This window comes from Cecembia sp. (assembly GCF_007126775.1).
Lineage (GTDB): Bacteria > Bacteroidota > Bacteroidia > Cytophagales > Cyclobacteriaceae > Cecembia.
Map to the genome: position 1 here is coordinate 1 of NZ_SLAP01000108.1, position 26,515 is coordinate 26,515.

Consider the following 26,515-nt stretch of genomic DNA (forward strand, 5'->3'; position numbering starts at 1 on the left):
AATTTTTTCGGCCGTAAATTAAAATACACTAATTTTGTCTTCGAATTAAACAATAATTTATGAAAAAACTTCTTATTTTGTTTAGCCTTATGATATTGATTCAATACTCAGTTAAAGGGCAAGAGGTTGGTGCACAGTCAGTTTATGTGGAATTGGGCGGGGCAGGATTGGCTTACTCTTTCAATTATGATTTTAGGTTTGATAAGAACGACATCAATTCCTGGGGGATGCGGATGGGTGCAGGAGGCTGGGCAAGGAACGATAGTTGGGGATCTGAAGGTTTACTGACTATGCCCATCCAGCTTAATAAATTGTTCGGAAGTCATAAGCATTTTTTTGAATTGGGTGGAGGCGCAACATTTGTTTATTTCAGAGACCGTTACAACAACTGGAATGGTGGGATCACAGAAAGAAGAAACTTTAGTTTTATTTTGGATACCGGCGATACGCCAGCTTTTATGGGGACTTTGAATTTTGGATACAGAAGAATTCCTGTAGATGGAGGATTTACCTTTAAGGCCAATTTGACGCCAATCTTTAATCAAAATGGTTTTTGGCCGCTCTGGGTAGGTGTTGGTTTTGGCTACGCATTTTAGTAATCCATATTCCAAATTCCTCCTTTTTCAGCGGCTTGTGAAAGAAGCAATGTCCCTTTTCTGATAAAGAAAGGTTGACCATCTGTGCCTAAATCCCATAATTCTCCTCGAAGGAAAACATTGACGCCATGTTTTGCACCGGAAAGGCCTAATCTTCCAGGGAGAGCATATTTTTTCCAAGCTTCTTGTTCGGATATTTTCCCGATATCGTTCAATGATACATCATGGGGAGCAGGAGTTCCATTGTATCCTGCCCAAGGTACATCCATAGCTCCATCTACGGCGCAATAGGAATTTACCAATACCAGATCAACCCCCTTTATGGCTTCGTAAGCTTCCGGATACCAAGAATCTGCACAGACCAAGATTCCTACTTTACCCATTGGTAATTCAAAACTAGGTATAGCAGCGGGAGAAGATGCAGCAATAAATGGTTTTTCAGAATCAATGGGAAATGCTTTTTTGATTACTGTAGGATAAATGCTCCCATCCGGACCAAAAAGAAAGGAACTGTTATAAAGTGGAGCTTCTTTTTTCACAATAATTTGATTGTCAATTACCTGTGGTTCCGGTAAATTGATAGATCCAGCAGCTGTAAACACTTGGTATTTTTTAGACAGTGTTAAAAAACTCCTTTCATAAGCTTTTGCCATTTGATTTGCCTTCATTCTAAAGAGGGTGGAGGCTATTCTGTCCTCCTCATTCTTTGACAAAGGGTAATGTTTGATGAATTCAAATGGATTGGTCAATACCAGTTGGGCCATCGCCCAAGTCAAGGAAGAAGCCTTGGCTACCGAAGGTTTTTCATCCAGTATAACCAACCATGTTCCCAGGTATTCGGGTAGCAATACAATGGTGTTGCTACTTAAATACCCTTCCTCTTTGGCTTTTTGATAGTAAGCTTCCAGCTTTTGAAAAAATCTTGTCTCCGAAAGGTAATCCGATTCCAGCATATAGGGCTGTATACCTACTACATTTCCTTGAAGGCTGTCAATGGGAAGTGGAATTAAGTTTTCGACATGGCTGATATTTGGGGCCATCTCTGGTAAAGTGCTCCAGCTTTCAGTATTTGCCCAAATAGCCCAAATTACAAAGACAGAAAGTATTAGAATGACAAATTTCTTCATTGCAGCGGTTGTTTTAGATCCGATAGGATGTTGCCAGCGGCTGTTTCTCCTGCCCTTACCGCCCCTTCAATGTATCCAAACCAAACCTTTGAGGCCTCTGTGCCTGCCCAATAGATGTCATTTTCTGTTTTGGAATAGGCATCCTGAAATCCTGTCCAGGCGCCTGTAGGGTATATGCCGGCATAACAACCTCTGCTCCATGCTTCATCTGTCATACTGAAATCCTCATATAGCATCGGTAGTTCCGCATCTTTCCCAAAATAAGCCACAAGTTTACGAAGCATGATTGCCTTTCTTTTTTCTTTGGTGTTTTCAAAGTATGCTTTGGCTCGATTGCCTATGGTAAAGGCCAACATGATGCCAAAATCTGCTTCCTTCGGTGAAGCATCAAACATGGATTGGAAAGGAGAATGTTCGTCGGCAAAAGCTTGGCCGCTGAACCCTGATTCTCTCCAGAAGGGCTTTTGATATACCATAAAGCATTTGCCCACCTGCCCCATAGCTATTCTGTCCATCACCTGCCTCTTAGCGGAAGAAAGCATGGGATGGAAATTGATTTTACCTGCTAAAATCGGAGGTATTGCCATGATGATTTTCTTTGCTTTGTAGGAAAAACCTTCACCCTTAACTGTAAACACCCCATCTTCCTTCCTAATCCTATCTACCGGATGGTTGAATTTGATTTGCTCCATAAAAGGTTGAGCCATTCTTTCGACCAAAGTTTGCATGCCTCCAGCTATCCGGTGAAGTTGAGCGCCATTTTTAATGTTGATCAGGGTATTGAGGTCCCTGCCCGATTTGAAATAAAAAAGGGCATGTAGCAGGGAGACTTCATTCAATTCTGCGGCGAATACCGTTTCAAGGGCCAGGGTTATTACTTTTTGACAGGATTTTGTCTTACAATGTTTGGCTACAAAAGCAGCAAGGGATACCTGGTCAAATTCCAAGGCTTTAGGATGTAGCCAAGGGCTATCCTCTGGAATCGTTTTGGCCAAACGCTCCAATTTTTTGAGAACAAAATCCAAGTTAATTAAAGAGAATAGGTCTAAATTGGGAATCAGTCCTTTGAACTTTTTTACCTGCTTCTTCAAGTCGAGGACATTATAGCCTTGGTCATAGGTTTCAAAGTATTCCAAACTGTAGGATTTGCAAAGGGCATACATCCGGTCTTGGCTGGGCCCGATCCACTGACCGCCTAGGTCTAAGTACAATTCCTCGGAAATTTGTTTGGTATAAACCCTTCCTCCTAATCTTTCTCTTGCCTCCAGGAGCAAAAAGGGGATGGCAGCCTCATGCAGTTTTTTTGCTGCAGCTACGCCGGAGAAACCAGCACCAATAATGATTACTTGATTCATATTTTTTTATTGTAGGGAAAACTCAAATGTTTCCCCTTTTCCTAAATCAATTTCCAAAAGGTTTCCTTTGTGTTTCAGAAATGCTTTGCCTCCGATGGGAGCCGAAATACTTGCAGTCATCAGTTCGCCATCTTTCCATTCCATATTTACAAGAAAATTCCCTCTGGCTTTCAACCCAGAAACTTTTCCATTTTGCCACGTCTTTGGAAGTGCAGGAAGTAAATGGATAAATCCATCATGGCTTTGTAAGAGCATCTCAGCAATTGCTGCGGTATAACCGAAATTGCCATCTATTTGAAATGGGGGATGGGCATCAAATAAGTTGGGATATAAGGATTGTTGAATGAGTTTTTGAATATGCTCATGTGCCATTTCTCCATCATGTAACCTGGCAGAAAAATTGATCAGCCATGCCCTTGACCAACCTGTCCCTGCTCCTCCATGGGCCAATCTGTAATCCAAAGTTTTTTTGACTGCTTCAAATAAATCAGGGGTCTTATTTTTGGTAATGGCATTTCCAGGATGAAAAGCATATAAATGGGACATGTGTCGGTGGCCTTTTTCGGGCTCCTCATATTCTTGGTCCCACTCCAAAAGTCTTCCATCACTTCCAATTCTTAAACCCGATCTTAAGTTTTGTCTTTTAGCCTTCACTTCATCAAGTATAGGGGATTGGTAACCCAAAATTTTACTTGCCTGCATAAAATGATCAAAAACCTCAGCGATAATTTGTTGGTCCATGGCTGCTCCAATGGTAGAAGCGACGGATTCTCCTTTCGCGTTGATAAAACTATTTTCAGGTGAAGTGGAAGGGGAAGATACCCACTTGCCATCTTCTGGATAAGGAACCAGCCAATCCAAATAAAAAGCAGCAATTTCTTCCATGGCTGGCAAGAACCTTTGTCTTAAGAAATTTTTGTCCTGGGTAAAAAGGTATCGCTCCCAGAAATGCTGCATCATCCAACCTCCTGCTCCCAGCCAAGAACCCCAATATGCCTCTGCAGCTTGTAGAAATGTCATATTCCAAAGGTCTGAACCATGGGCCAATGCTGCGCCCCGCATGCCATAAGTTTGCTGAGCGGTTTTTTTACCGCTGAGGATCAGTTGGTCCATATAATCAAAAAATGGCTCATGAAGTTCTGATAAATTGGTGACTTCTGCAGGCCAGTAATTCATCTGTAAGTTGATGTTCAGGTGGTAATCTGCATTCCAAGGGGCTTCGATATGCCTGTTCCAAAGACCCTGAAGGTTAGCAGGAAGTGTACCCGGTCTGGAAGATGAAATCAACAAGTACCTGCCAAAGTCAAAAAGTAAGGATTCCAGGTAAAGATCAGTGTTTCCTTCTTTGACCCGTTCAATTCTTTGATCAGTAGGGTTGTCTAAAGGGTTTGGATCTTCCAATGAGAATTTCACTCTATGGAAAAGAGATTGATAATCGGTAATATGCCTTAGTTCGAGTTCTTCAAAAGTTTTGGCTTTAATGTTTTGAAGTTGTTCTTGATTTTTTCTTTGGAAATCCTGATGGTAGTAGGAAGTGTTGGTGAGCAATTTGATGGTGAGTACTTCTACTCCTTCCACTTCAATATGATCCCCTTTTTGAAATGTTTTGCCACTCTCGTTTTCTATGAAAGCGATGGTTTGGAATTTGACCCCATGGAGGATTGGGCTGGGTTTGGAATCAATTTGCCCCCTTCTCTGCGTGATTTCTCCCTCCATTTGTAAAGTTTGGTTGGAGGTGGATTGCACATTTACGGTGGGATATCCTTCATCCTCTGGTCTGCTCAGTCTGATTTTCCCATTGATTCCTTTTGGGTGTTTGGACTCCAATCGCATTACTATTGCTTGATCCGGTGCTGAAGAGAATACTTTTTGTATAAAATCAAAGCCTTCTACCGTATAATTTACGGTCACCAAAGCCCGGTCCAAATCCAATTCACGCTTGTAATTACTTATTTGCTGATGCTCTAGGTCAAGCCAAAGGTCTCCCAAAGTCTGATGGGAGCGGGTGATACTTTTTCTTGAAAATTTGGCTACCAATAAAGAGTCTGCTTTTTTATTTTCTCCTTGTAAGAGTAATTGTCGGATGAACTCCAGATCCTCCGGTTTTCCTTCTGCCAGTCCCCAGTCCTCCGGTCCACCCGGCCAGAGTGAATCTTCGTTGAGTTGGATCCGCTCAATTGATGTTTGCCCAAAGACCATGGCCCCTAATCTGCCATTGCCTAAAGGCAGGGCTTCTTCCCAAATGCTTGCAGGTTTTTCATACCAGAGTATGCTTTGAGCTGATGTTTTATGCGCACCAAAAGCGCAAAATAGAAAAAGCAATAAAAAAAGTGTTGACTTCATGTTTCAGAAATTAGGCGATGGGTATTGCGCTAATTTACCGATTTAAAAGCAATATCTTTTCCTTTTATACTCACATAATGTTTTCGGTATAACATGCTGTCGGGGAAGTTCCCTGACATTAAAGGTGAGATATCGAAATAAAACACCTATTTATTTTTGATTGATCAGGAATTCGCGAAATTCCTGAGTATCAAAATTACTCATGCCCTCTTGATAAAAGACGATTTCACCATTGGGGTCGACGACCAAAGTGGTAGGGATGGATTGGCTTTGCAAGGCATTATTAAGTCCATAACTGGCGTGTACCACAGGGAAAGTAAATCCTTTTTTATCGATAAAATCTTTACTCTTTTCAAATTCTTTGTCCAAGGCGATCATAAGGAACTCCAGGTTTTCCTGTTCACTGACTTTTTTATACAAGGATTCGATATGTGGCATTTCTGCCCTACAGGGAGGACACCAGGTAGCCCAAAGGTTAATAAAGACGGTTTTGCCTCTATAATCTTCTAGATCAACCCTATTTCCTTCCAAATCCAGAAAGGAGCCTAAATAAACAAATTGTGTATTGGTTCTATCTACTAAAGTTATTTTTGGTTTTTTAATGCCTGTGGCCAATAACAAAGATTGAACCCCTCCCATAATTGGGGTGATGAGTCCGGTAAAATATAGAAAAGCAAAAACTGACAGCATTATGCCCCAGCTTTTCAGTTCTTTTTTCCAATCGATCATGCTTTATTCAATTTTTGTGTAATTTAGGGAATGACGGGATTTTTTCTTGTGATAAAAGGTACTAGAATTAAAGAAAGGAGCGAGGGAAAAGGTTAAAGGAGTCCAGAAAGTAATTTTGAGGGCCTATTTAGCCTTGATATTTATTCAGAAATTTGCAAACATTCTTTGAATTTGTGCTAAGCTCAGGTGGAGCCCATTGTCGATTGATTCGATTTGATTAATTTTGAAGATTAATTAGTTTACTAATCGATATTTGTCGTTGAATAATTCTTTAAAATTAAAATTTTAATGAGTACCTTATCTAAAAATATATTTCTATGAAAAAATTCTTTACGCTGATCTTGGTAATATTCCTTATGGTTTTTGAAATCAAAGCCCAAAGTGTGGAAATTACACCTTTTACTGGTTACACTTTTGACCATAGTTTTCCGATTTTTGCAGGCAGGGCAAGATTGGGTGGAGGACAAACCTTTGGTGGTATGATCGGATTTCAGGTCAATGATTTTCTGGAAATTGAAACCTTGTACAGTTACCAAAACGGTACAAGCACTGCGAGATCCACAGCCATTCAAAATGATGTGCGGACCCGTACAAACGCCCATTATGCGATGATTGGAGCGAATAGATTATTCCCAACCTCCCCTCAGATGGCATTTTTCACAGGGGCTAAAGTAGGTGCAGCCATTCTTTCATTTCCAGAAGGAGATTACAGGGATATCAGTAGGTTTGCGGTAGGGATTAATGGAGGGATGAAGTATTTTGTCTCGGATAATGTAGGACTCCGTGTTCAGGCCAATCTGATGATGCCAATTTCAAATGTTGGTGCAAATCTTTGGTGGAGCCCGGGAGGAGGTACGCAAGTGGGACTTAACGGTTGGTCTTCTGTCATCCAATTTGGTTTTACCGGTGCTCTGGTCTTTAGGTTGGCAAGAAATTGATACCTTAAAGAAATTTATTATCCCTACTCTTGCTTACAGAGTAGGGATTTTTATTATTTTTAAGGTATGCGTTATAGTTTGATTGGCATTATATTGTTTTCTTTTTGTCTGCCATCTAGGGGGTGGGGACAACAAATTGAAGTTACCCCTTCGACTGGATACACATTTGGTTCCGGTTTTGATATCACAGGGGGGAGAGCCAAACTGGAAGGTAATGTCAATTTAGGGCTCTTTTTGGGATACACGCCCAAACGCTTCACAGAACTGGAATTGTCTTATAATTTTTTGGGCACCAATGCCACAGCCAACTCTATTTATCTGACTGAGGATGTAGTATCGAGGTCACAGTTACATTTCGTGATGTTTGGAGTGAACCGGTTTATTATCATTAATCAACAACTTACCTTTTTCTCAGGGCTCAAACTTGGTAGTGCTACTTTAGGGTTTCCAGAAGGCGATTTTGAAGATCAATCGCGATTTTCAGTAGGGGTGCAGGTGGGTATGAAATATTTTATCACAGATCGTATCGGTCTGAGGACTCAGGCGCATTTACTGCTTCCGGTAATCAGTGAAGGGGGCAGCTTGTGGTGGAATCCCAATACAGGTATCGGTATCAGTGGCTGGTCTCCCATTTTACCCTTTAGTTTAAATGCTGGAATGATTGTGAGATTGGGCATGTAATCCTTTCTTAATTATCCCAGTTACTGGTTTGCCCGAAGTATAATATTTTTATTTATTGTTGTTTTTCAGTAAATTATATTTTTATTTCTTTAAACACTTAAAATAATCACTATGGAAAATCCCAGCGTACCTGTAATGAGTATTAAAGATTGGATGATTACTATCCTGGTCACAGCAATCCCACTTGTTGGTTTTGTTATGCTATTTGTATGGGCATTTGGAGGCGGTTCAACCAACCCAAATAAACAAAATTGGGCCAAAGCTACTTTAATATGGTTTGCTATTGTTATAGCGCTTTATCTGATTATTTTAATGGTATTTGGAGCTGCTTTCCTTTCCAATTACGATGATTTTGATTTTTGATTATTCTGGTCCTGTTTTCTTATTAGAGACAGGACCAAAATAATTATTCAGGGAATCAGTTTTTTAATGAATAGTAATAGAATTTGGAAGGGTATTTTTTTGAGAGACTCATGGGACTTCTTACTTTGCGCAACTATTTCAAAAATTAGAAATTTATGAATATCCATCATTTTGTTAAAGTCGCCCAAGAGCTAAATATTAAGGTCAAACAGGTTACTGATACCATTGAGTTATTGGATGAGGGGGCAACTGTCCCGTTTATTTCAAGATACCGTAAGGAAGTTACTGGAAGTTTGGATGAGGTGCAAGTGGCAGCCATTAGAGACCGTATGCAGCAATTGCGAGAACTAGACAAAAGACGGGATGCAATTTTAAAATCCATTGAGGAGCAGGGGAAACTTACCTCAGAACTGGAAGAAAAGATCAATGCTGCTGAAACCATGTCGGTTTTGGAGGATTTATACTTACCCTATAAGCCAAAGAGGAGGACCAAAGCCACGATAGCGCGTGAGAAAGGATTGGAGCCCTTGGCTACCAAAATATTTGAGCAGGGCTATTTCGATCTGGATGAAGAAGCAGAAAAGTATATTGATGCAGAAAAAGAGGTTAATTCCATAGAGGAAGCCCTACAGGGCGCCCGTGACATCATAGCTGAATGGATCAATGAAAATGTGGAATTAAGGAAGAAAATCCGTGATCTCTTCATTGAGGAAGGGCAGTTTGTGTCCAAAGTAATTCCAGGTAAAGAACAGGAAGCAAGCAAATACAGAGATTATTTTGATTGGACAGAACCTGTAAAGACAACCCCATCTCATAGGGTCTTGGCCATGAGACGCGGAGAAAAAGAATTATTTCTCATGTTGGATTCCTGTCCTGATGAGGTAGCGGCCTTGGCCATTATAGAGAAAGCTGTACTAAATTCCGCATCCAATACAGCAGTTGAACAAGTAAAAATGGCCATTAAGGACGCTTATAAGCGCTTATTAAAACCTTCTATGGAAACCGAAGTCAGGCTTTATACCAAAAAGAAAGCGGATGAGGAAGCCATTAAGGTCTTTGCAGAAAATTTGAGGCAATTGTTATTGGCAGCGCCATTGGGAGAAAAATCTGTGATGGCCATAGATCCAGGTTTCAGAACAGGCTGTAAAACCGTTTGTCTTGGTCCTCAGGGGCAATTGCTCAGTTATGACACCATTTTTCCCAATGAACCTCAAAGAAAGACTGCAGAATCAGGGACGATAATCAAGCATTTGGTTGAAAAGCATCAGGTGGAAGCTATTGCCATAGGAAATGGAACAGCCAGTAGAGAAACTGAAGCTTTTGTAAAATCCTTAGGCTTACCCAAGCAGGTGATCGTCACCATGGTCAATGAAAGTGGAGCCTCCATCTATTCCGCATCCGAAGTGGCAAGAGAGGAATTCCCAGACCATGACCTAACGGTAAGGGGCTCAGTATCCATAGGAAGAAGACTGATGGATCCATTGGCTGAGTTGGTAAAAATAGATGCCAAGTCGATCGGTGTAGGACAATACCAGCATGATGTGGATCAGTCTGCTTTAAAGAACTCGCTGGATGATACCGTGATGAGCTGTGTAAATGGCGTTGGCGTAGAAGTGAATACAGCTTCCAAACAACTTTTGACCTATGTATCCGGTTTGGGTCCGGTCTTGGCGCAAAATATTGTGGCTTATAGAAATGAAAATGGCCCATTCAAAAGCAGAACAGAGATCAAAAAGGTGCCCCGCTTGGGAGATAAGGCTTTTGAACAGGCTGCCGGCTTTTTAAGGATCCGCAATGCAAAGAATCCTTTGGATGCCTCTGCAGTACACCCGGAACGCTATGAACTGGTAGAAAAGATGGCTAAAGACATTGGAGTGAAAGTTACCGATCTGATGAGTTCAGAGGAGTTGAGGTCTAAGATCATTCTCAAGAATTATGTTTCCGAAATTGTGGGTCTACCTACTTTGCAGGATATCATGGAAGAGCTTTCCAAACCAGGAAGAGATCCGAGGGAAACTTTTGAAGTGTTCAATTTCCAGGAAGGGGTCAATGAAATTTCTGATTTGAAAGTGGGTATGAAATTGCCGGGAATCATCACCAATATCACTAAATTTGGGGCTTTTGTGGATATCGGAGTACATCAGGATGGCTTGGTCCACTTGAGTCATCTGGCGGACCGGTTTGTCAATGATCCTACGGATGTAGTGACCGTAAATCAAAAGGTAGAAGTAACTGTGATGGAGGTGGATATCCCCAGAAAGCGTATAGGATTGAGCATGAAATCAGATCCATTTGCTGAAAGAGGAAAGACCAAACCTGGAGTAGAAAAGAAGAGAAGGGAAGAACCGGAGGCCCAGGGCGACCTGGCGGCCAAGTTGGCAATGCTGAAGAATAGGTTTAGATAAATTTAGAAGCAAGAGGCAAGAATCAAGAAGGGAGAAATCGGTAAAGTAGAATAAAGATCCGAGACTTCTCCTTGTCATTTGAAGATTCTATAAATTGATAAATTCACAAAAGGGTGATGACATCAAATCAAATTCCGAAGAGGGGGGCTTGTTCTAGTCTTGAGTTGCCAAACCTGGTATGTTTTATAATGTTTATTTGAAAGCTTCTGATGATTAAACAATGAAAAAACTAAATTTAATCCTAACTCTTATTTGCCCACAGATCATTATGTCTTGTTCGAAAAAAGAATCCCAAGTTATATTGCCCGATGTGCAACCACCTGTCGCCAAAGTAGTGCCTTATGAAATCCTATCCACGCATGGACATCTTCGAGTGGACAATTATTATTGGTTAAATGACAGAGAAAACCCTGAAGTGATCGCTTACCTTGAAGCTGAAAACGCTTATCTAGATACCATGATGGGGCATACCAAGCTTTTTCAGGAAAACCTGTTTCAGGAAATGAAAAGCAGGATCAAGGAAGATGATTCCTCGGTTCCTTATCAGTTAGACGGCTATTTTTACTATGTGCGCTACGTGGAAGGAGGGGAATATCCCATTTATTGCAGGAAAAAAGGAAATTTGGATGCGCCCGAGGAAATCATAGTAGATGGCAATGAATTGGGGAAGGACAAACCGTATCTGAATTTTTACACTTCAGTAAGCCCAGATCATAACCTTGCTGCCATTATCATGGATACCCAGGGCAGAAATTTTTATAGCATCATGATCAAAGACCTGAGGACGGGTCAACTGCTTGATGATAGGATAGAGGATACGAGGGGAGGAATTGCATGGACGAATGATAATAGGTCTTTTTATTACTCTATTCCGGACAAACAAACCTTAAGGGTATTTCAGGTAAAAAGACATATTTTAGGTACAGTAACCCAGCAAGATGAACTGGTTTTTCAAGAAGAAGATATCAGCTTGGATTGTTACGTCACCAAGACCAAGTCTAAAAAGTATGTCATTATCGGATCCAGCCGAACAGATGCCTCTTACGCACTTTTTATCGATGCGGATCAGCCTGCTAAGCCTCAACTCATCGAAAAAGTAAAGGATAATGTCCAATACCATGTGGACCATGCTGGAGGTGATAACTTTTATATTCATACCAACTTGGATGCAGTCAACTACCGTTTGGTTCAGACTCCAATTTCCAAGCCTCATGCGGACAACTGGAAAGATGTCATCCCCCACAGGGAGAACATCTTTCTGGAAGGTGTTGATTATTTCAAAGAGTACATGGCCATCCAGGAAACTTTCGAAGGTTTGGCCAAAATCAGGATTGTCCAATGGTCTGATGGCTCGGAACATGAATTGGAATTTGATGAGTCAGCTTACTCTGCAGGTTTAGGATATAACCCTAACTTTGACACCCAAATGCTTCGCTTTTCCTATACCTCCATGACTACACCTTTTTCTACCTATGATTACAATATGGAGAGTAGGGAGAAAATTTTGATGAAAGAACAGCCTGTTTTGGGAGACTTTGATAAAAACAATTATCAAACAGAAAGAGTGATGGTAACGGCAAGGGATGGAAAGCGTATTCCTATGTCCATTGTGTACAGAAAGGACAGGTTCAAAAAGGACGGCTCCATTCCTGGGTGGATTTATGCTTATGGTTCTTACGGGTATTCCATGGAGCCTACCTTCAGTTCTACCCGCTTGAGTTTGCTGGATAGAGGATTTGTTTATGCCATTGCGCATATTCGCGGAGGACAGGAAATGGGAGGGGAATGGTATGAGGATGGTAAAATGATGAATAAAAATAACACTTTCACTGATTTTATCGATTGCTCCAAATGGCTTCAGGATAATGATTATGTGGCCAAAGACAAGCTGTTTGCTTCCGGTGGTAGTGCAGGAGGGTTATTGATGGGTGCTGTAGTCAATATGGATCCAAAGGTTTACAGAGGTGTCATCGCTGCGGTTCCTTTTGTAGATGTAGTGACGACCATGATGGATGAATCCATTCCATTGACCACTTTTGAATGGCTGGAATGGGGAAATCCCAATATTCAGGAGCAATATGAATACATGCTGTCCTACTCTCCTTATGATAATGTGGAGGAAAAGGACTATCCCAATTTATTGGTGACCACAGGCCTCCATGATTCCCAGGTACAATATTGGGAGCCGGCCAAATGGGTGGCTTTGCTAAGAACCAAAAAGACGGATGCCAATAGGCTTTACCTTTATACCAATTTGGATGCTGGTCACGGGGGTGCTAGTGGCCGTTTTCAGAGACTAAAGGAAATAGCGCAGGAATATGCCTTTGTTTTTGATATCCTTGGAATATATGACTAATTGCTATTTGGTAAAGCCTGCTTTTCCCATCAAGAGATTTTCAGCTGAAATCAATTCTACTCCGTAGTCAGCTGCTGTTTTATCCATATTGGGTACCACTGCATCTGAATTGGCCATAACGTAGTTCATAGCCATGATATTTGAAGCCGCTGGATTGAAAGGTGAAAGTACACCGGACATCAAACGCATTACGAAAGGAGGTGTTGATTTAACTTTTAAGGGCTTTTGATAAACTTTCTCGAAAAGTGCCTTGACCTCCAAGGCCGTGAGTGCATCAGGGCCTCCTAATGGGATGATTTTATTGTAAGCCTTTGTATTGTTGACTGCATTGACACAAAAATCCGCAACGTTTTCCAAACTGATGTAACTGCATTTTTGATTTCCTTTACCAATGATGTTAATGGTATTTTTAGCTTCCATGGATTTTCTTATTCCATTATAGAAGTCATTGGCAAATTTAAAGGGACGCTGTATGGTATTTACTTCTGAATGGTTCATGGTCAATTCAGTACCCATATATGGAAAGTATACTTCCATAAAAGCAGTAGGCTGCAAAATGGTATAATTCAGTCCTGAGTTGACTAAATGCTTTTCAACAATTCTTTTGGCTTTAGTCAAAGGAATTTTATCATCCCATTTTGTAAATGGTAATGCAGAAATATATATGAATTGTTTGATGTTTTCTTTTTTGGCTTCATCGATCAATGCAATTATTCCCTCTTCATCGATTTTTTTAAAATTATCTGTTTTTTTAGCAGGCAATGCGGTATTGGCAGTACTGATCACAATGTCAATTCCCTTCAGTCCTGATTTAATGGTTGAAGGTTGAGTAAGCTCTATTTCCCTGAACTGAATGCCCTTAATCTTTTTTAATGCTTCTATTTGGGAAGATTTTCTATGGCTTGCATAGATTTCAAGGCCCACTTCTTTCTCGGCCAATTTTTTTGTAATGGTGTATCCAAGCTGCCCTGTCGCACCGACGATCAAAATTCGCATCCGATAAAATTTTAAGTGAATTGAATGAATAACCGATTGAATATAAGTATTTTATATTAATTTTATCTAAATATTTTCACTTTTTTATTCACCTTTCCTTTCTCTATTTTAGATTGGACAAAAAGATCAACTTATTCCAAAATTATGTATTTTGTAACATGTTCAAAGATAAAGTGGTATGGATTACAGGAGCTTCTTCAGGGTTGGGGAAGTATATGGCCTACGAATTTGCCAGAAAAGGGGCCATTTTGGCACTTTCAGCCAGGAGAAAAGATCAATTGGAAGCAATCAGTGCCGAGATCAAGAAACTTGGGACTAGCTGTTTGATTATTCCATGTGATGTATTGGAGGAAAACCAACTGGAAGCAGCCGTCCAGGTTGTTGTCAAAGAATTTGGAAGGATTGATGTCGCAGTAGCCAATGCTGGTTATGGTGTAGTAGGGAAAATAAAAAACCTCAGCGCTAAGGAATGGCGAAGGCAGATGGATGTGAATGTCACTGGTTTGGCTTTGACGTTTAAGTATGCATACCCATATTTAAAGGAAAGCCAAGGAAGGATTGCATTGATTGGTAGTGTGGCGGCTTATGTGCCCAATCCTGGTGTGGGTGCTTACGGCGCCTCCAAAGCAGCTGTTCGTTCCATTGGGCAGACTTTACAACTTGAACTGAAAGGAACGGGGGTTACCTGCACGGTACTTCACCCGGGCTTTGTGGAATCAGATATTGCCAAAGTAGATAATGAAGGGGTATATCATCCTGAAAACCCTGATCCAAGACCTGCCAAATTGATGTGGCCTACAGATAAAGCGGCCAAAGTAATGGTTAGGGCTATTGCCAAAAGGAAAAAGTCCTACGTTTTTACTGGTCACGGAAAGTTCATAGCCTTTATGGGACAGCACTTTCCCCATTTGGCAAGATGGATGTTTGGCAAAATGGGTTAAATATCCATATGGTTTGATTGCATACCATATTGAATTGAAGCCAAAAGGAAATGGGATCGGCTGAATTTCTGAACAAATTGGTTAAGTCGTTGTTTTACTGATATGCCTATTTTGATTACAAAATTTAACTTCATATTTACAGTATTAGCATTTTCCTCTTTTCCACTCTTCGCGCAATTTAGTTTAGACCTTGAATCTGGTTTGGTTTTCCCTGGATATAATGAAGTAAGCGTCCCCAATCCTCAAGGTACTAGATTTGATTTCAATAAGGATTTTGAAACTCAAGGGGCTTTGATTCCATTGAGGATAAGGCCGGGTTATACTTTCGGGAAGAATCATATTTTTGCTCTTTATGCGCCCTTGAGTGCAAGTTATGTAGGAAGCCCAAACTTTGAAATTAATTTTCAAGACAGTCAGTTTGGGGCAAATAGGGAAATTGAAGGTTTTTATAAATTCAACAGTTACCGTTTGACCTATAGAAGGGATTTGATTCAGGATGAAAAATGGGTCTTTGGAGTAGGTTTTACTGCTAAAATCAGAGACGCCCAAATAAGGTTATCTGATGGGGCTCAGATAGATTTTAAAAACGATGTAGGGTTTGTTCCGCTTCTACATCTTTTTCTAAGCTATGATGCAGGTCCATTCCGAGGTATAATAGAGGGTGATGGTTTGGCTGGAGGCCCCGGAAGGGCTTTTGATTTTTTTGGTGGGCTGTATATTCCCTTATCCAATTATTTTGACCTAAAAGCAGGGTATAGGATCCTGGAAGGAGGGGCTGATGTTTCGGAAGTGTATAACTTTGCCTTATTCAATTTTGCCTCAGTTGGAATAATTTGGGGTTTAAAATAGATTATAAACCCTTGATCAATCCCTTATATTTTTTGATCAGGGATTCATTATGTTCCTCTCCTTCATCAGAGTTTGAACTGCTGAAAACTTCCGGTTGTATACCGCTTACCATCAGGTTTTCTGTGGCCTGAACCATGATGGATTGAAGGATAGTTACACCGATTACTGTGGAGGTGGCACCTACCTTGAATTCAAGTCCCTCTATTTCAACCGAAGCATCTCCGATTTCCCCACCATTATCAAAATAAAGATCTGCTATTTCATATAGTTTTTTTCCGGAAGGATGCCGGGAGTCCACTGATTGGGTATGATTCAGATTGGTAATGACAATGACTTTGGCTCCTTTTTCCTTGGCAATCATGGCCATTTCTATGCTGACTGTATTTCTTCCGGAATTAGAAGAAATCATAAATATATCTTTCTCTGTGATTTTATAATTATCAAGTAATTGGGCTGCATATCCTTCCCTTCTTTCCAACTCGGTGCTATAAGAAGCATCTTTATGTAGCATCAGACCATCATCCAAAATAGGAATCACCCTGGCAAAGCCTCCAGCCCTGTAAAAAATTTCTTCTGCAAACATATGGGAATGTCCTGTCCCACTGGTATAGATAAAGCCACCCCGTTCCATGCTTTCTGAAATCAAGGATGCAGCAGTTTCAATTTTGGAAGATTGATCTTGCACCAGTTGCAGTTTTTTTTGAATCTGCCTAAAGTATTCCTGATATGCCTTCATTTTAGTTAATTAAAACTTCGTCTAAGAACACCCAACCTCTTTCTCCAGCACCTTGGTGCCACTTGGGCAAAGAGTTGATTGGTTTTAAGATAGCCTTAAGCTGAAGAAGATTTTCGTTAGCTAAATCATATTCCAGCAATAACTGTTTTCTTTCTCTGATTTGTCGGGGTTGCTCTGGTTTTTCTGAATGCATGAGTTCCCATTCCTTTCCCTCGGATTTGCCCCAAATTTCAACAGAAATGGGTGGAAATATGTAGGATGCTTCTGCGCTCAATAGACTCAAAGAAATAGAAGCTAATCGGGTAATACCATCAAAATTCATAATGATTTCGCAATCCGTATCTTTGAATCCCAGCCATTTTCCGGATGCAAAATCCTCATCTCCTTTTTCCAGATCAAAGAGAGTCTCTACTCCTTTACCTTTATAGGAATCATGTGGAGCATAAGTCAGGCCGTAGGAGCTGGGCTTAACTCCTGCTTTGAAAAAAACTGCCTTCTTTTCATCACTTCCTAACCAACCTTCCCCAAAAGCCCTAACCCTAAGGTTGGTGCTTTTTTCAAGAATTATCGGACCATCGTAAAGTATGTAATTGCTGCTGTCAGGAAGGGAATTATCCAATGTATAAAAGATACCTACGCTTCCAATAGGATGTTTGATATTGACATCTATTTTCTCATGAAATATGCCAGATGAAGCTTGAATGATGGGTGGATTGAGTTGATAAAGCTGTCCATCATCTTCAAATCCTGTTTCAATCAAGGTTTTTGGAAGTGATTTTTTTAATGCGGAAATGGCTGTTTGATCCAGACCGGTATTCCAAATAAAAAGTTTTTCCAATTGCACCAATTCTCCGATTTTTGAGAGGTTTTGGATATTCAATTTATTTCCTGTTAAGGATAAAGAAGATAAATGATCAAGAACTTTTAATTCATCCAAAAAACTACCCGTAATACCAGTTTCATTCAGGTTGAGTCTTTCCAGATGGGTAAAATTGGAAAGTTTTTTTATGTCCTCATCTTTAAGGGGCATATTGGCGAGATTAAGGTCTACTAATTGGATTCTTATATCTGACAATTCATCTATGTGCTCAGATTTAAAGTTGCTTCTGCCAAAAAAAGCAGCCCTTAAGGCGGGACTGTTGGGGTAGAGTGCCTGAATTACCCTGTAGTCATGATTGAGTTTTTCTATTGTCTTGGCTGTGGCAGGTGGAAATTGGTAAGTAGATACTACATTCTCAGCAAATATTTCTTTTGCTAATTGGAAAAACCTGCTTTCCTCCGGGTAATTCACCAGTTTTGTGTCAAAATGGGCTGATTCTTCAATCCAAGCCATCATCAGGTTTACCTCCTCTTCATTGAGTTGGGCCTTTCCTTTGGGAGGCATATGTTCTTCGTCATCCAATGGAAGTAGGATTCTTTGGATAATACTAGATAATCCTGGGTTTTCCTTATCAATGACAGGTCCGTTTTTACCCCCTGCCAAAATATAAGATTCAGCATCTAGTCTCAAATCCCCTTTTTGTTTGGAGGCCTTATGACAGGATATACATTTTTGTTCTAAAATTGGTTTTATGACATGATCGAAAGAAACAGCCTCTTCCAGATCCACCTTATTCAACCGGCTTTCTTTTTTAAAGGGGGCCAATAAAAAATCATCCCCATGGGTCATGGTGGCACCCAAATGGCCGGTCACTATGATCATAATTACTGTAACCACAGAGAAAGGCCTTGCAATTGCATGCTGTTTTTTAGTCCAAAAAATGAACCATAAGGTAGCTATCCAAAAAAGAGCTATGCCGGTCCATTGGTGTAAAAAAAACTCATCCCTAACATAGCCTTCCTCAGCTGCCAGAAATAGACCTGCCATAACCGTACCTCCTGTTAGTAGCAGCGTTACTAAGAATAAGTTTTTTGAAAGCTTTGGATTGTCCAAAAGGGAAAGATTAGGATTCCAAAATAATAAGGCCAATAAGAGTAAGAGTACAATAGGAAAATGAAGAATAAGCGGATGGGTTCTTCCTATAAATTCCAACAGCAATGGGATTTCCAGTCTTTCATGACCAAATACTAAAACCAAACAAAGGCCGTGGATGACAATTAAAAGGCTTTGTAAAACCGTTGGGTATTTTAAGATTTTTGACATAGGTTTTTGGGTACTAAACGAGAATGTCTTTTACAACATGACCATGCACATCGGTAAGTCTATATCTTCTCCCGAGGTGTTTATAGGTTAATTTTTCGTGGTCGATACCCATTTGATGAAGGATTGTCGCATGAAAATCGTGAACATGGATTGGGTTTTCAACAATGTTATAGCCAAACTCATCAGTTTCACCATATACAATTCCAGGTTTTACACCTCCACCTGCCATCCAGATTGAAAATGCCCTTGGGTGATGGTCTCTACCGTAATTGTCCAATTGGATTTTTCCTTGGCAGTAATTGGTACGACCAAATTCTCCTCCCCAGATCACCAAGGTCTCATCTAAAAGACCCCTTTGCTTCAGATCTTGGATCAATGCAGCTGAGGCTTGGTCTACATCTTTTGCCTGTTTGGCCATTTCAGTTGGGAGGTTATCATGTTGATCCCAACCTTGATGATATAATTGAACAAAACGAACGCCACTTTCGGATAATTTTCTGGCCAGAAGGCAATTGGCAGCATATGTGCCCGGAATCAAACAGTCTGGTCCGTACATCTTAATGATACTGTCGGGTTCTTTGGAAATATCCGTAACTTCAGGTACTGCTGTCTGCATTCTGAAAGCCATCTCATATTGTTGGATTTTAGCGGTTATCTCTGGATCCCCAAAACTTTCATAATTGATCTGGTTCATCTCAGCAATTTTATCCAACATCCTTCTTCTATCTTCTCTCTTCATGCCTTTTGGATCCTTTAGGTACAAAACCGGATCCTCACTGGCCGAGAATTGAACTCCTTGGTGTACTGAGTCTAAAAAGCCATTTGTCCAGAGTTTGGAATAAACGCCCTGCCCATTTCCTTTTCCCCTACTAAGGAGTACACAGAAGGCAGGAAGGTTGTTGTTTTCACTTCCCAAACCATAACTTAACCATGAGCCCATACTGGGTCTATTGCCAACCTGTGCCCCTGTTTGGAAAAATGTCAAAGCAGGGTCGTGATTGATGGCATCCGTATGCATAGATTTGATGATGCATATATCATCTACAATCTTTGATGTATGAGGGAACAAATCTGATATCCAAGCCCTTGCTTGTCCATATTGCTGAAAACCGAAATAAGAACCTACTAAAGGAAAAGAATTTTGTCCTGAAGTCATCCCGGTTAATCTTTGACCCATACGGATTGATTCTGGAAGCTCTTTGCCTATTTGTTGATTGAGTAAAGGTTTATAGTCGAAAGTTTCCAATTGGGAGGGAGCGCCATTTTGGAACAAATAAATAATCCGTTTTGCTTTGGGCGCAAAATGGGGAAGGGCTGCCATAATAGCATCTTCGTCTGGTTTTTTGGTGAATAGGTCTGGAATCAGAAGACTTCCTAAAGCAAGACTTCCAACTCCAAGACTTACCTTACTGAGAAATTTTCTTCTATTATGCCCTAAGCTATGTTCAATCTGTTCCTTTTCCATTTCTTTTTTAAATCTTGGTGATTGCTTCTTCCAAGTTGTATATAGCCGTGATCACTTGACTAAGTGCTATCAGGGAAGGGCTTATTGTTTCTGTATTTATTGGCTTCTCCCCCTGTTTGATCAGAGAAATACCAGCATCAATATTGTTTTTATACAGATTGAGTTCCTCTTCGTAATAATTTTTCAGAATTTGTAATTCTTTGGTTTTCGGCCTCCTGCCCATGATTTTCACAAAAGCCTCTTCAATTGCAGAAGGAGGATTGGCATGCTTGTCGAGCAAGTCGCTGGCCATATACCTGGATGCTTCCAGTACCAATGGATCATTCAGCATGACCAAGGCCTGTAAAGGGGTGTTGGTTCTGCCCCTGTTGACCTCACATAAATCCCGGTTACTTCCATCGAAAATGATCGGCATGGGTGGTGGAGCTGTCAATTTTATAAATGTATACAAGCCCCTGCGGTACAACTTATCCCCTGTATCCTGGATGTAGGTTTTTAATTCCCCTCGCCCGGATGTTGCGGCCTCCCAAAGCCCTTCAGGCTGGTAAGGCTTCACACTCGGTCCTCCCATTTCAAGGTTCAATAGCCCTGAGCTGGCAAGTACCAGGTCCCTGATATTTTCGGCAGGAAGCCGAAGCCTGGGAGCTCTTGAAAGATAGGTGTTATCTGGGTCTTTTTCGTATTTTTTGGCTTCTACCCTGGCTGACTGTTTATAGGTAGCTGACATAAAAATTTGTTTGAGAAGCCGTTTGATATTCCAACCATTTTCCATGAAATCCACGGCCAACCAATCCAATAATTCAGGGTGGGAGGGAAGGTCACCCTGCATACCAAAATCCCCTGTGGACTTGACGATTCCCATACCAAAGATTTCTTGCCATACCAAGTTAACAAAAACCCTAGCAGTTAAGGGGTTCATAGGATCTGTTGTCCATTGTGCCAAACCCATGCGGTTTTTTGGGAATTTGGCATCAAAACCGAATACTGCTTCCGGGGTATTTGGTTTAACCTCTACCGTAGGCGCGTCATACAATCCCCTGTCTAATATAAATGTCGGTCTTGGCTCATTTAACTCTTCCATCACAGATACCATAATTTTGGAGGAGTCTTGGTGGTTGATAAAAGTTAGTAACTGGTCAATATCATCCCTTTCAATCCACATTATCGGTGTTTTCGCAGGTTTGGATTGAGACACATCCCCCTCATAACCTTTTTCAGGAGTATTGTTGAAAAAAGCAAACATCTCAAAATAATTTTTCTGTGAGATGGGATCATACTTATGATCATGGCATTGGGCACATTCCATGGTCAGACCCAGAATTCCTTTGCTAAAAGTATTGGTTTTGTCCAGTACGTATTCTACCCGGTATTCTTCATCAATAACACCTCCTTCCTCGGTGTATTTATGATTTCTATTGAAAGCCGTTGCTAGAATTTGTTCTTTGTTGGCATTAGGGAGCATATCTCCGGCCAATTGCCAAGTGATGAACTGGTCATAAGGCATGTTACTATTGAAAGCATGGATTACCCAATCTCTGTAGGGCCACTGTGTTCTGATGTTGTCATCTTGGTAACCGTATGAATCTGAATATCTGGAAATGTCCATCCATAACACCGCCATTTTTTCCCCATAAGCTTTTTGTTCCAATAAGAAATCCACCATTTTTTCATAGGCTTCTGGGCTTTTATCATTTTCAAATACCTTTTGTACATCAATGCTTGGAGGCAATCCTGTAATATCCAGTGAAATCCTTTTCAACAACGTACTTCTTTCTGCTTCTTGATTTGGACTGAGGTCTGCCCTTTGCATTTTGGCTAAAATGAAATGATCGATTTCATTGATCGGCCATTTTGGCTCATTTAAATTTGGGATCTTAGATTTTTTTGGGGGTTCAAATGCCCAATGGGGTTCATATTTTGCCCCTTGCTTTATCCAATCTTTGATTAATTGAATATCCTTTTCACTCAGTTTCAAATTGGATTCCGGTGGGGGCATCAATTCATTGGGGTCGGAAGCTGTAATCCTGTGGAAGACTTCAGATTTAGAGGGATCATTTGGTACTATCCCAAACTTATCGGGATACTCTTTTAATGCAGCATAGGCATTTTCGGCAATATCTAATCTTAGTCCAGCCTCCTGTTTATTTGCATCTGGACCATGACAAGCAAAACAATTGTCTGAAAGAATGGGGCGAATGTGGTAATTGTAACTGATTTGCTCTCCCTGATCTATTATCCGTAGGTCTTCCCCCTTTTTATCACAAGAAGAAAAAACCAACAAAATAATGGATAGAAAAAGGAGACTTTGATTCATGGCCTTCGATGATGATGTTTGGAAATTGTAATTTCGTAAAAAATCAATGAACGATCAATACTTATTAAAAAAAATAAAAAAACAAAATGTATTACTCCGGCCAATATTTTTTAGTAAATCAGATTGTCCCTTAAGAAACCAATGGAGCAAAAAAAATCCGATCTTTGACCGGATTTAATTATTTATTTAATTACACTGAAATCAAATGTTTCAAGAAACTTGGTGGTGAAGTTTCCGGCTTTGAAATCTTCATTTTCCAAAAGTGCTATATGAAATGGAATGGTAGTCTTTATGCCATCAATTACGAATTCCTCTAAAGCCCTCTTCATCCTAACGATTACTTCCTCTCTAGATTGTCCACTGACAATGAGTTTGGCAATCATAGAATCATAATTTGGAGGAATCATATAGCCTGCATATACATGACTATCTACCCGGACACCTCTTCCTCCAGGCATATGCAGATTGAGGATTTTTCCTGGGCTTGGCCGGAATCCATTGGCAGGATCTTCTGCATTAATCCGGCATTCCATGGCGTAAAGTTTGGGATAATAATTTTTCCCGGTAATCTTTTCGCCTGCTGCTACTTTGATCTGTTCTTTGATCAGGTCAAAATCAGTTACTTCTTCCGTGATGGGATGCTCCACTTGAATTCTGGTATTCATCTCCATAAAGTAAAAATTCCTATTCTTATCCACTAGAAATTCTATGGTGCCCGCACCTTCATAACCTATAGCCTCAGCACCTTTGATAGCGGCTTTCCCCATTGCCTCTCTCAGTTCGTCCGTCATGAAGGGAGAAGGCGTTTCTTCCACAAGTTTTTGATGTCTTCTTTGAATAGAACAATCCCTCTCCGAAAGGTGACAGGCCTTTCCTGAACTGTCGCCTACAATTTGTATTTCGATATGTCTGGGTTCTTCTACAAATTTTTCCAGGTAGAGTCCATCATTTCCAAAAGCAGCACTGGATTCTTGTCTGGCATCATTCCAGGCTTTTTTGAATTCTGCCTCTTCTTTGACGATACGCATTCCTCTGCCTCCTCCTCCGGCGGTTGCTTTCAGAATGACAGGATAGCCCATTTTATTGGCAAGGGCTATACCTTGGTCCATATTTTCCAAGAGGCCCTCTGAACCGGGGATGGTAGGAACTCCTGCCAGCTTCATGGTTGCTTTTGCAGTTGCCTTATCGCCCATTTTATTGATCATCTCGGGACTGGCACCGATAAATTTAATCCCGTATTCTTCACAAATTCTTGAGAATTCGGCATTTTCAGATAAAAAGCCATATCCTGGATGGATGGCATCCGCATTGGTGATTTCTGCAGCGGCAATGATTCTAGGAATATTCAAATAGGAATCCCGACTTGGTGGCGGACCTATACATACTGCTTCATCAGCAAAGCGTACATGCAAACTGTCTTTATCCGCTGTAGAATAAACGGCAACCGTCTTGATCCCCATTTCTTTACAGGTACGGATCACACGGAGTGCAATTTCTCCACGGTTGGCTATCAATATTTTTTTAAACACGGTTATTTAGGTTGGTTAAACAAAAATTATCCGGCAGGATCTACCAAAAACAAAGGCTGATCATACTCTACGGGAGTGGCATTATCAACCAAGACTTTCACAATCTTACCTGAAACTTCAGACTCGATTTCATTAAACAGTTTCATGGCTTCTATAATGCAAACAGGTTGACCTGCAGAAATCGTATCCCCCACTCCTACAAAGGGGTCTGAATCAGGGTTGGGTGTTCTATAAAAAGTACCGATCATAGGTGATTTGATTTCCACATATTTTGAAACGTCTTCCTTTACAGGTGCTGTTGCAGCGGGTGCTGGTGTAGATGGGACTTCAGGAGCAGGATTAGCGCTTACAGGTGCGGCTACTGGAGTCGCTAATGATTCAACCCTAACCGCAGGAGCTTCTGCATGTTTTTTTATGGATAACTTGAATTCATCAGTTTCGATCTTGACTTCTGCAAGACCTGAATTGGAAATGAAATCTATAAGTTCCTGAATTTCTTTTGCTTTCATATGTAGTGTAGTTTAGGGCTATCCACTTTAGATGAATAGTTAATTTGGGTATCAGCGTGCTAAGTTTATGTAAATTAATTAAATCTTACGGCATTTTAAAATTATTTTACCCTTTCGGAGTATGAGCCGTCTCTGGTGTCTACCTTAATCATGGTATCCTGTTCAACAAATAAAGGGACCATTACCGTTGCGCCTGTTTCTAAAGTAGCTGGTTTAAGAGCATTAGTGGCAGTGTCGCCTTTGATGCCAGGTTCAGTGTAGGTTATCATTAATTCTACAAATGGGGGCAGTTCCACGGACAATGGTGTCTCTGTTTCGTCATGGACAAGTATATCCACCAACTGGCCCTCTTTCAATAGGTTGGCCCGTTCGATCAGTTTCTCCTCAATAGGTATTTGTTCAAAGTTTTCCGTGTCCATGAAATGGTAACCCATATCATCTGCATAGAGGAATTGATGGGAACGTTTTTCTACCCTTGCTGTCGTTACTTTTTCGCCTGCATTGAAAGTTTTATCCAAGACCTTTCCAGAAGTCAAACTTTTCAGTTTGGTCCTTACAAATGCAGCACCTTTTCCTGGTTTGACGTGCTGGAATTCTACTATGGAGAAAATGTCATTGTTCATTACAAGACACAGTCCATTTTTGAAATCTGCGGTTGATGCCATATTATGTTTGAGTTATTGTTTTCTGTTAGCGGGGATCGTATCCCCATTTGAGATAAATGGAGCCCCATGTAAATCCACCTCCAAAGGCTGCCAAAATCAAGTTATCTCCTTTTTTTAATTGGGATTCATAATCCCAAAGGCAAAGAGGAAGCGTACCTGCCGTGGTATTCCCATATTTTTCGATATTCAACATTACCTTTTCAGGCCCCACACCCATTCGGTTTGCAGTGGCATCAATGATCCGTTTGTTGGCCTGATGTGGTACCAACCAAGCTATATCTTCCGGCTTTAAATTATTTCTTTGCATAATTTGAGCACTTACCTCAGCCATATTGGTGACTGCAAATTTGAACACAGTAGAGCCTTCCTGGAAAGCAAAATGTTCCCTTGCATTAATTGTTTCCAAAGATGCTGGCTTTCTGCTTCCACCAGCTTTCATATGAAGATAAGGAGCGCCAGACCCATCAGCGTGAAGAAGGGAATCCATCACTCCTACTTCTTCTTTGGTGGATTCTAAAAGAACAGCTCCTCCGCCATCTCCAAAAATAATGCAGGTTGCCCTGTCCTTATAATCTATGATAGAAGACATTTTATCGGCTCCTACGACGATTACTTTTTTGTGCATGCCTGTTTCTATAAACTGACTGCCCATTGTCAAAGCATAAAGGAAACCAGAACAAGCTGCAGAGATATCAAAACTAAAACTGTTTTTTGCGCCTACCCCATCTGCAATAATATTGGCAGTTGCCGGAAAGGGCATGTCAGGCGTAACAGTGGCACAAATAATGAGATCTATATCTTCCGCTGCTGTATTTGTTTTTTCTAAGAGACCTTTCACAGCGTTGATTCCTATGATTGAAGTACCTTGGTTTTCACCCTTGAGGATTCTTCTCTCCTTAATTCCGGTCCTTGTTACAATCCATTCATCGTTGGTGTCAACCATGGTTTCCAGTTCGCGGTTGGTCAATACATAATCTGGAACCCAGCCTTGAACCCCGGTAATTACTGCTCTAGTTTGTTTCATTCAGTGTTTATTTTTGTCAATAAGCTTACATTTGTTCCGTAAGTATATGACCTATAATGCTTTATAGCTGCCTTGTCTGTAAACGTGTTTCGTTTTTTAAACCAAAGAGCCAAAATTATCTAAAAAGAGCTTTTTCACCAAAGATTTTTAGGTATTAGGTGAAGATTGTACTTTTTTAAATACTATTAAAAAAACAAAAAACCTTCCGATTTTGATCGGAAGGTTTTTTCAAGCTTGCCCAATAATATTAAGCAAGTACTTCTTTTTCCATAATAACCTGTCCCTTATAGTATAATTTACCATCAAGCCAAAATGCTCTGTGAGGCAAATGAAATTCACCTGTTGTAGGGCATTGCGCAAGACCTGGAGCAGTTAACTTATAGTGAGTTCTTCTTTTGTCTCTTCGGGTTTTCGAAATTTTGCGTTTAGGATGTGCCATTTCTTTCCTATT

At 40.6% G+C, this 26,515-nt stretch carries 22 protein-coding genes; 8 read left to right on the forward strand and 14 right to left on the reverse strand.

Translation table 11 applies throughout. The annotated features are described in order from the left end of the window. Positions 1–59: 59 nt before the first annotated feature. Positions 60–596 (forward strand): hypothetical protein, encoded by a 537-nt coding sequence (locus QZT73_RS07050; protein WP_291778391.1) that lies wholly within the window; start codon positions 60–62, stop codon positions 594–596. Here QZT73_RS07050 and QZT73_RS07055 read toward each other — a convergent pair. The 4 genes from QZT73_RS07055 to QZT73_RS07070 form a co-directional block, all read right to left on the reverse strand. Next, positions 593–1,723, reverse strand: a complete 1,131-nt coding sequence (locus QZT73_RS07055) for a nitrilase-related carbon-nitrogen hydrolase (protein WP_291787390.1) — start codon at positions 1,721–1,723, stop codon at positions 593–595. The two genes, QZT73_RS07050 and QZT73_RS07055, sit on opposite strands and share 4 nt — an antisense overlap. Next, the gene (locus QZT73_RS07060; protein WP_291787393.1) at positions 1,720–3,078 is read right to left on the reverse strand and encodes an FAD-dependent oxidoreductase; all 1,359 of its coding nucleotides are present in this window, start codon (positions 3,076–3,078) and stop codon (positions 1,720–1,722) included. Before QZT73_RS07060 ends, QZT73_RS07055 begins: the two co-directional genes overlap by 4 nt. 6 nt (positions 3,079–3,084) lie before the next feature. Further along, entirely contained in the window at positions 3,085–5,421 is a 2,337-nt protein-coding gene (locus tag QZT73_RS07065) for a glycoside hydrolase family 95 protein (RefSeq protein ID WP_291778380.1), read from the reverse strand. 150 nt (positions 5,422–5,571) lie between these two features. Next, positions 5,572–6,150, reverse strand: a complete 579-nt coding sequence (locus QZT73_RS07070; protein WP_291778379.1) for a TlpA disulfide reductase family protein — start codon at positions 6,148–6,150, stop codon at positions 5,572–5,574. Positions 6,151–6,467: 317 nt separating this feature from the next. On the opposite strand from QZT73_RS07070, the gene QZT73_RS07075 reads away from it, so the two are divergent. From QZT73_RS07075 to QZT73_RS07095, 5 genes are all read left to right on the forward strand, one after another. Beyond that, the gene (locus QZT73_RS07075) at positions 6,468–7,088 is read left to right on the forward strand and encodes an outer membrane beta-barrel protein (protein WP_291778376.1); all 621 of its coding nucleotides are present in this window, start codon (positions 6,468–6,470) and stop codon (positions 7,086–7,088) included. Positions 7,089–7,154: 66 nt separating this feature from the next. Then, positions 7,155–7,769: a hypothetical protein gene (locus tag QZT73_RS07080; RefSeq protein ID WP_291787394.1), complete on the forward strand. Its 615-nt coding sequence runs from the start codon at positions 7,155–7,157 to the stop codon at positions 7,767–7,769. A 111-nt stretch (positions 7,770–7,880) separates the two neighbouring features. Next, positions 7,881–8,132: a hypothetical protein gene (locus QZT73_RS07085; RefSeq protein ID WP_291778370.1), complete on the forward strand. Its 252-nt coding sequence runs from the start codon at positions 7,881–7,883 to the stop codon at positions 8,130–8,132. Positions 8,133–8,287: 155 nt separating this feature from the next. Beyond that, positions 8,288–10,537: a Tex family protein gene (locus QZT73_RS07090; protein ID WP_291787397.1), complete on the forward strand. Its 2,250-nt coding sequence runs from the start codon at positions 8,288–8,290 to the stop codon at positions 10,535–10,537. Positions 10,538–10,757: 220 nt separating this feature from the next. Beyond that, positions 10,758–12,893: a S9 family peptidase gene (locus QZT73_RS07095; protein ID WP_291787399.1), complete on the forward strand. Its 2,136-nt coding sequence runs from the start codon at positions 10,758–10,760 to the stop codon at positions 12,891–12,893. A gap of 3 nt (positions 12,894–12,896) precedes the next feature. On the opposite strand, the gene QZT73_RS07100 is transcribed toward QZT73_RS07095, so the two are convergent. Continuing rightward, positions 12,897–13,889: an SDR family oxidoreductase gene (locus QZT73_RS07100; protein ID WP_291778362.1), complete on the reverse strand. Its 993-nt coding sequence runs from the start codon at positions 13,887–13,889 to the stop codon at positions 12,897–12,899. A gap of 158 nt (positions 13,890–14,047) precedes the next feature. Between QZT73_RS07100 and QZT73_RS07105 the strand changes: the two genes are divergently transcribed. Together QZT73_RS07105 and QZT73_RS07110 are read left to right on the forward strand one after the other, a co-directional pair. Next, a complete protein-coding gene (locus QZT73_RS07105; protein WP_291787401.1) occupies positions 14,048–14,830 on the forward strand; it encodes an SDR family NAD(P)-dependent oxidoreductase in 783 nt (260 codons plus the stop codon). Between the two features lie 102 nt (positions 14,831–14,932). Beyond that, positions 14,933–15,679, forward strand: a complete 747-nt coding sequence (locus tag QZT73_RS07110) for a hypothetical protein (protein WP_291778356.1) — start codon at positions 14,933–14,935, stop codon at positions 15,677–15,679. Position 15,680: 1 nt separating this feature from the next. On the opposite strand, the gene QZT73_RS07115 is transcribed toward QZT73_RS07110, so the two are convergent. The 9 genes from QZT73_RS07115 to rpmF form a co-directional block, all read right to left on the reverse strand. Further along, on the reverse strand, positions 15,681–16,415 hold the full coding sequence (locus QZT73_RS07115) for an SIS domain-containing protein (RefSeq protein ID WP_291778354.1): 735 nt from the start codon (positions 16,413–16,415) through the stop codon (positions 15,681–15,683). Position 16,416: 1 nt separating this feature from the next. Beyond that, positions 16,417–18,558, reverse strand: a complete 2,142-nt coding sequence (locus tag QZT73_RS07120) for a c-type cytochrome domain-containing protein (protein ID WP_291778352.1) — start codon at positions 18,556–18,558, stop codon at positions 16,417–16,419. Between the two features lie 13 nt (positions 18,559–18,571). Next, complete coding sequence (locus QZT73_RS07125; RefSeq protein WP_291778349.1) at positions 18,572–20,023, reverse strand: DUF1501 domain-containing protein; 1,452 nt, start codon at positions 20,021–20,023, stop codon at positions 18,572–18,574. A 7-nt stretch (positions 20,024–20,030) separates the two neighbouring features. Then, positions 20,031–22,337, reverse strand: coding sequence for a PSD1 and planctomycete cytochrome C domain-containing protein (locus QZT73_RS07130; RefSeq protein WP_291778345.1), 2,307 nt, complete (start codon positions 22,335–22,337; stop codon positions 20,031–20,033). A gap of 182 nt (positions 22,338–22,519) precedes the next feature. Next, positions 22,520–23,866 carry an acetyl-CoA carboxylase biotin carboxylase subunit gene (gene accC, locus QZT73_RS07135; protein ID WP_291778343.1) on the reverse strand — a complete coding sequence of 449 codons (1,347 nt, stop codon included), beginning with the start codon at positions 23,864–23,866 and terminating at the stop codon, positions 22,520–22,522. Between the two features lie 26 nt (positions 23,867–23,892). Further along, positions 23,893–24,375 carry an acetyl-CoA carboxylase biotin carboxyl carrier protein gene (accB, locus tag QZT73_RS07140; RefSeq protein ID WP_291778340.1) on the reverse strand — a complete coding sequence of 161 codons (483 nt, stop codon included), beginning with the start codon at positions 24,373–24,375 and terminating at the stop codon, positions 23,893–23,895. 101 nt (positions 24,376–24,476) lie between these two features. Beyond that, positions 24,477–25,040 (reverse strand): elongation factor P, encoded by a 564-nt coding sequence (gene efp, locus QZT73_RS07145; RefSeq protein WP_291778336.1) that lies wholly within the window; start codon positions 25,038–25,040, stop codon positions 24,477–24,479. 25 nt (positions 25,041–25,065) lie between these two features. Then, positions 25,066–26,064 carry a beta-ketoacyl-ACP synthase III gene (locus tag QZT73_RS07150; protein WP_291778333.1) on the reverse strand — a complete coding sequence of 333 codons (999 nt, stop codon included), beginning with the start codon at positions 26,062–26,064 and terminating at the stop codon, positions 25,066–25,068. 247 nt (positions 26,065–26,311) lie between these two features. Further along, positions 26,312–26,503 (reverse strand): 50S ribosomal protein L32, encoded by a 192-nt coding sequence (gene rpmF / locus QZT73_RS07155; protein WP_113922858.1) that lies wholly within the window; start codon positions 26,501–26,503, stop codon positions 26,312–26,314. Positions 26,504–26,515 lie beyond the last annotated feature (12 nt).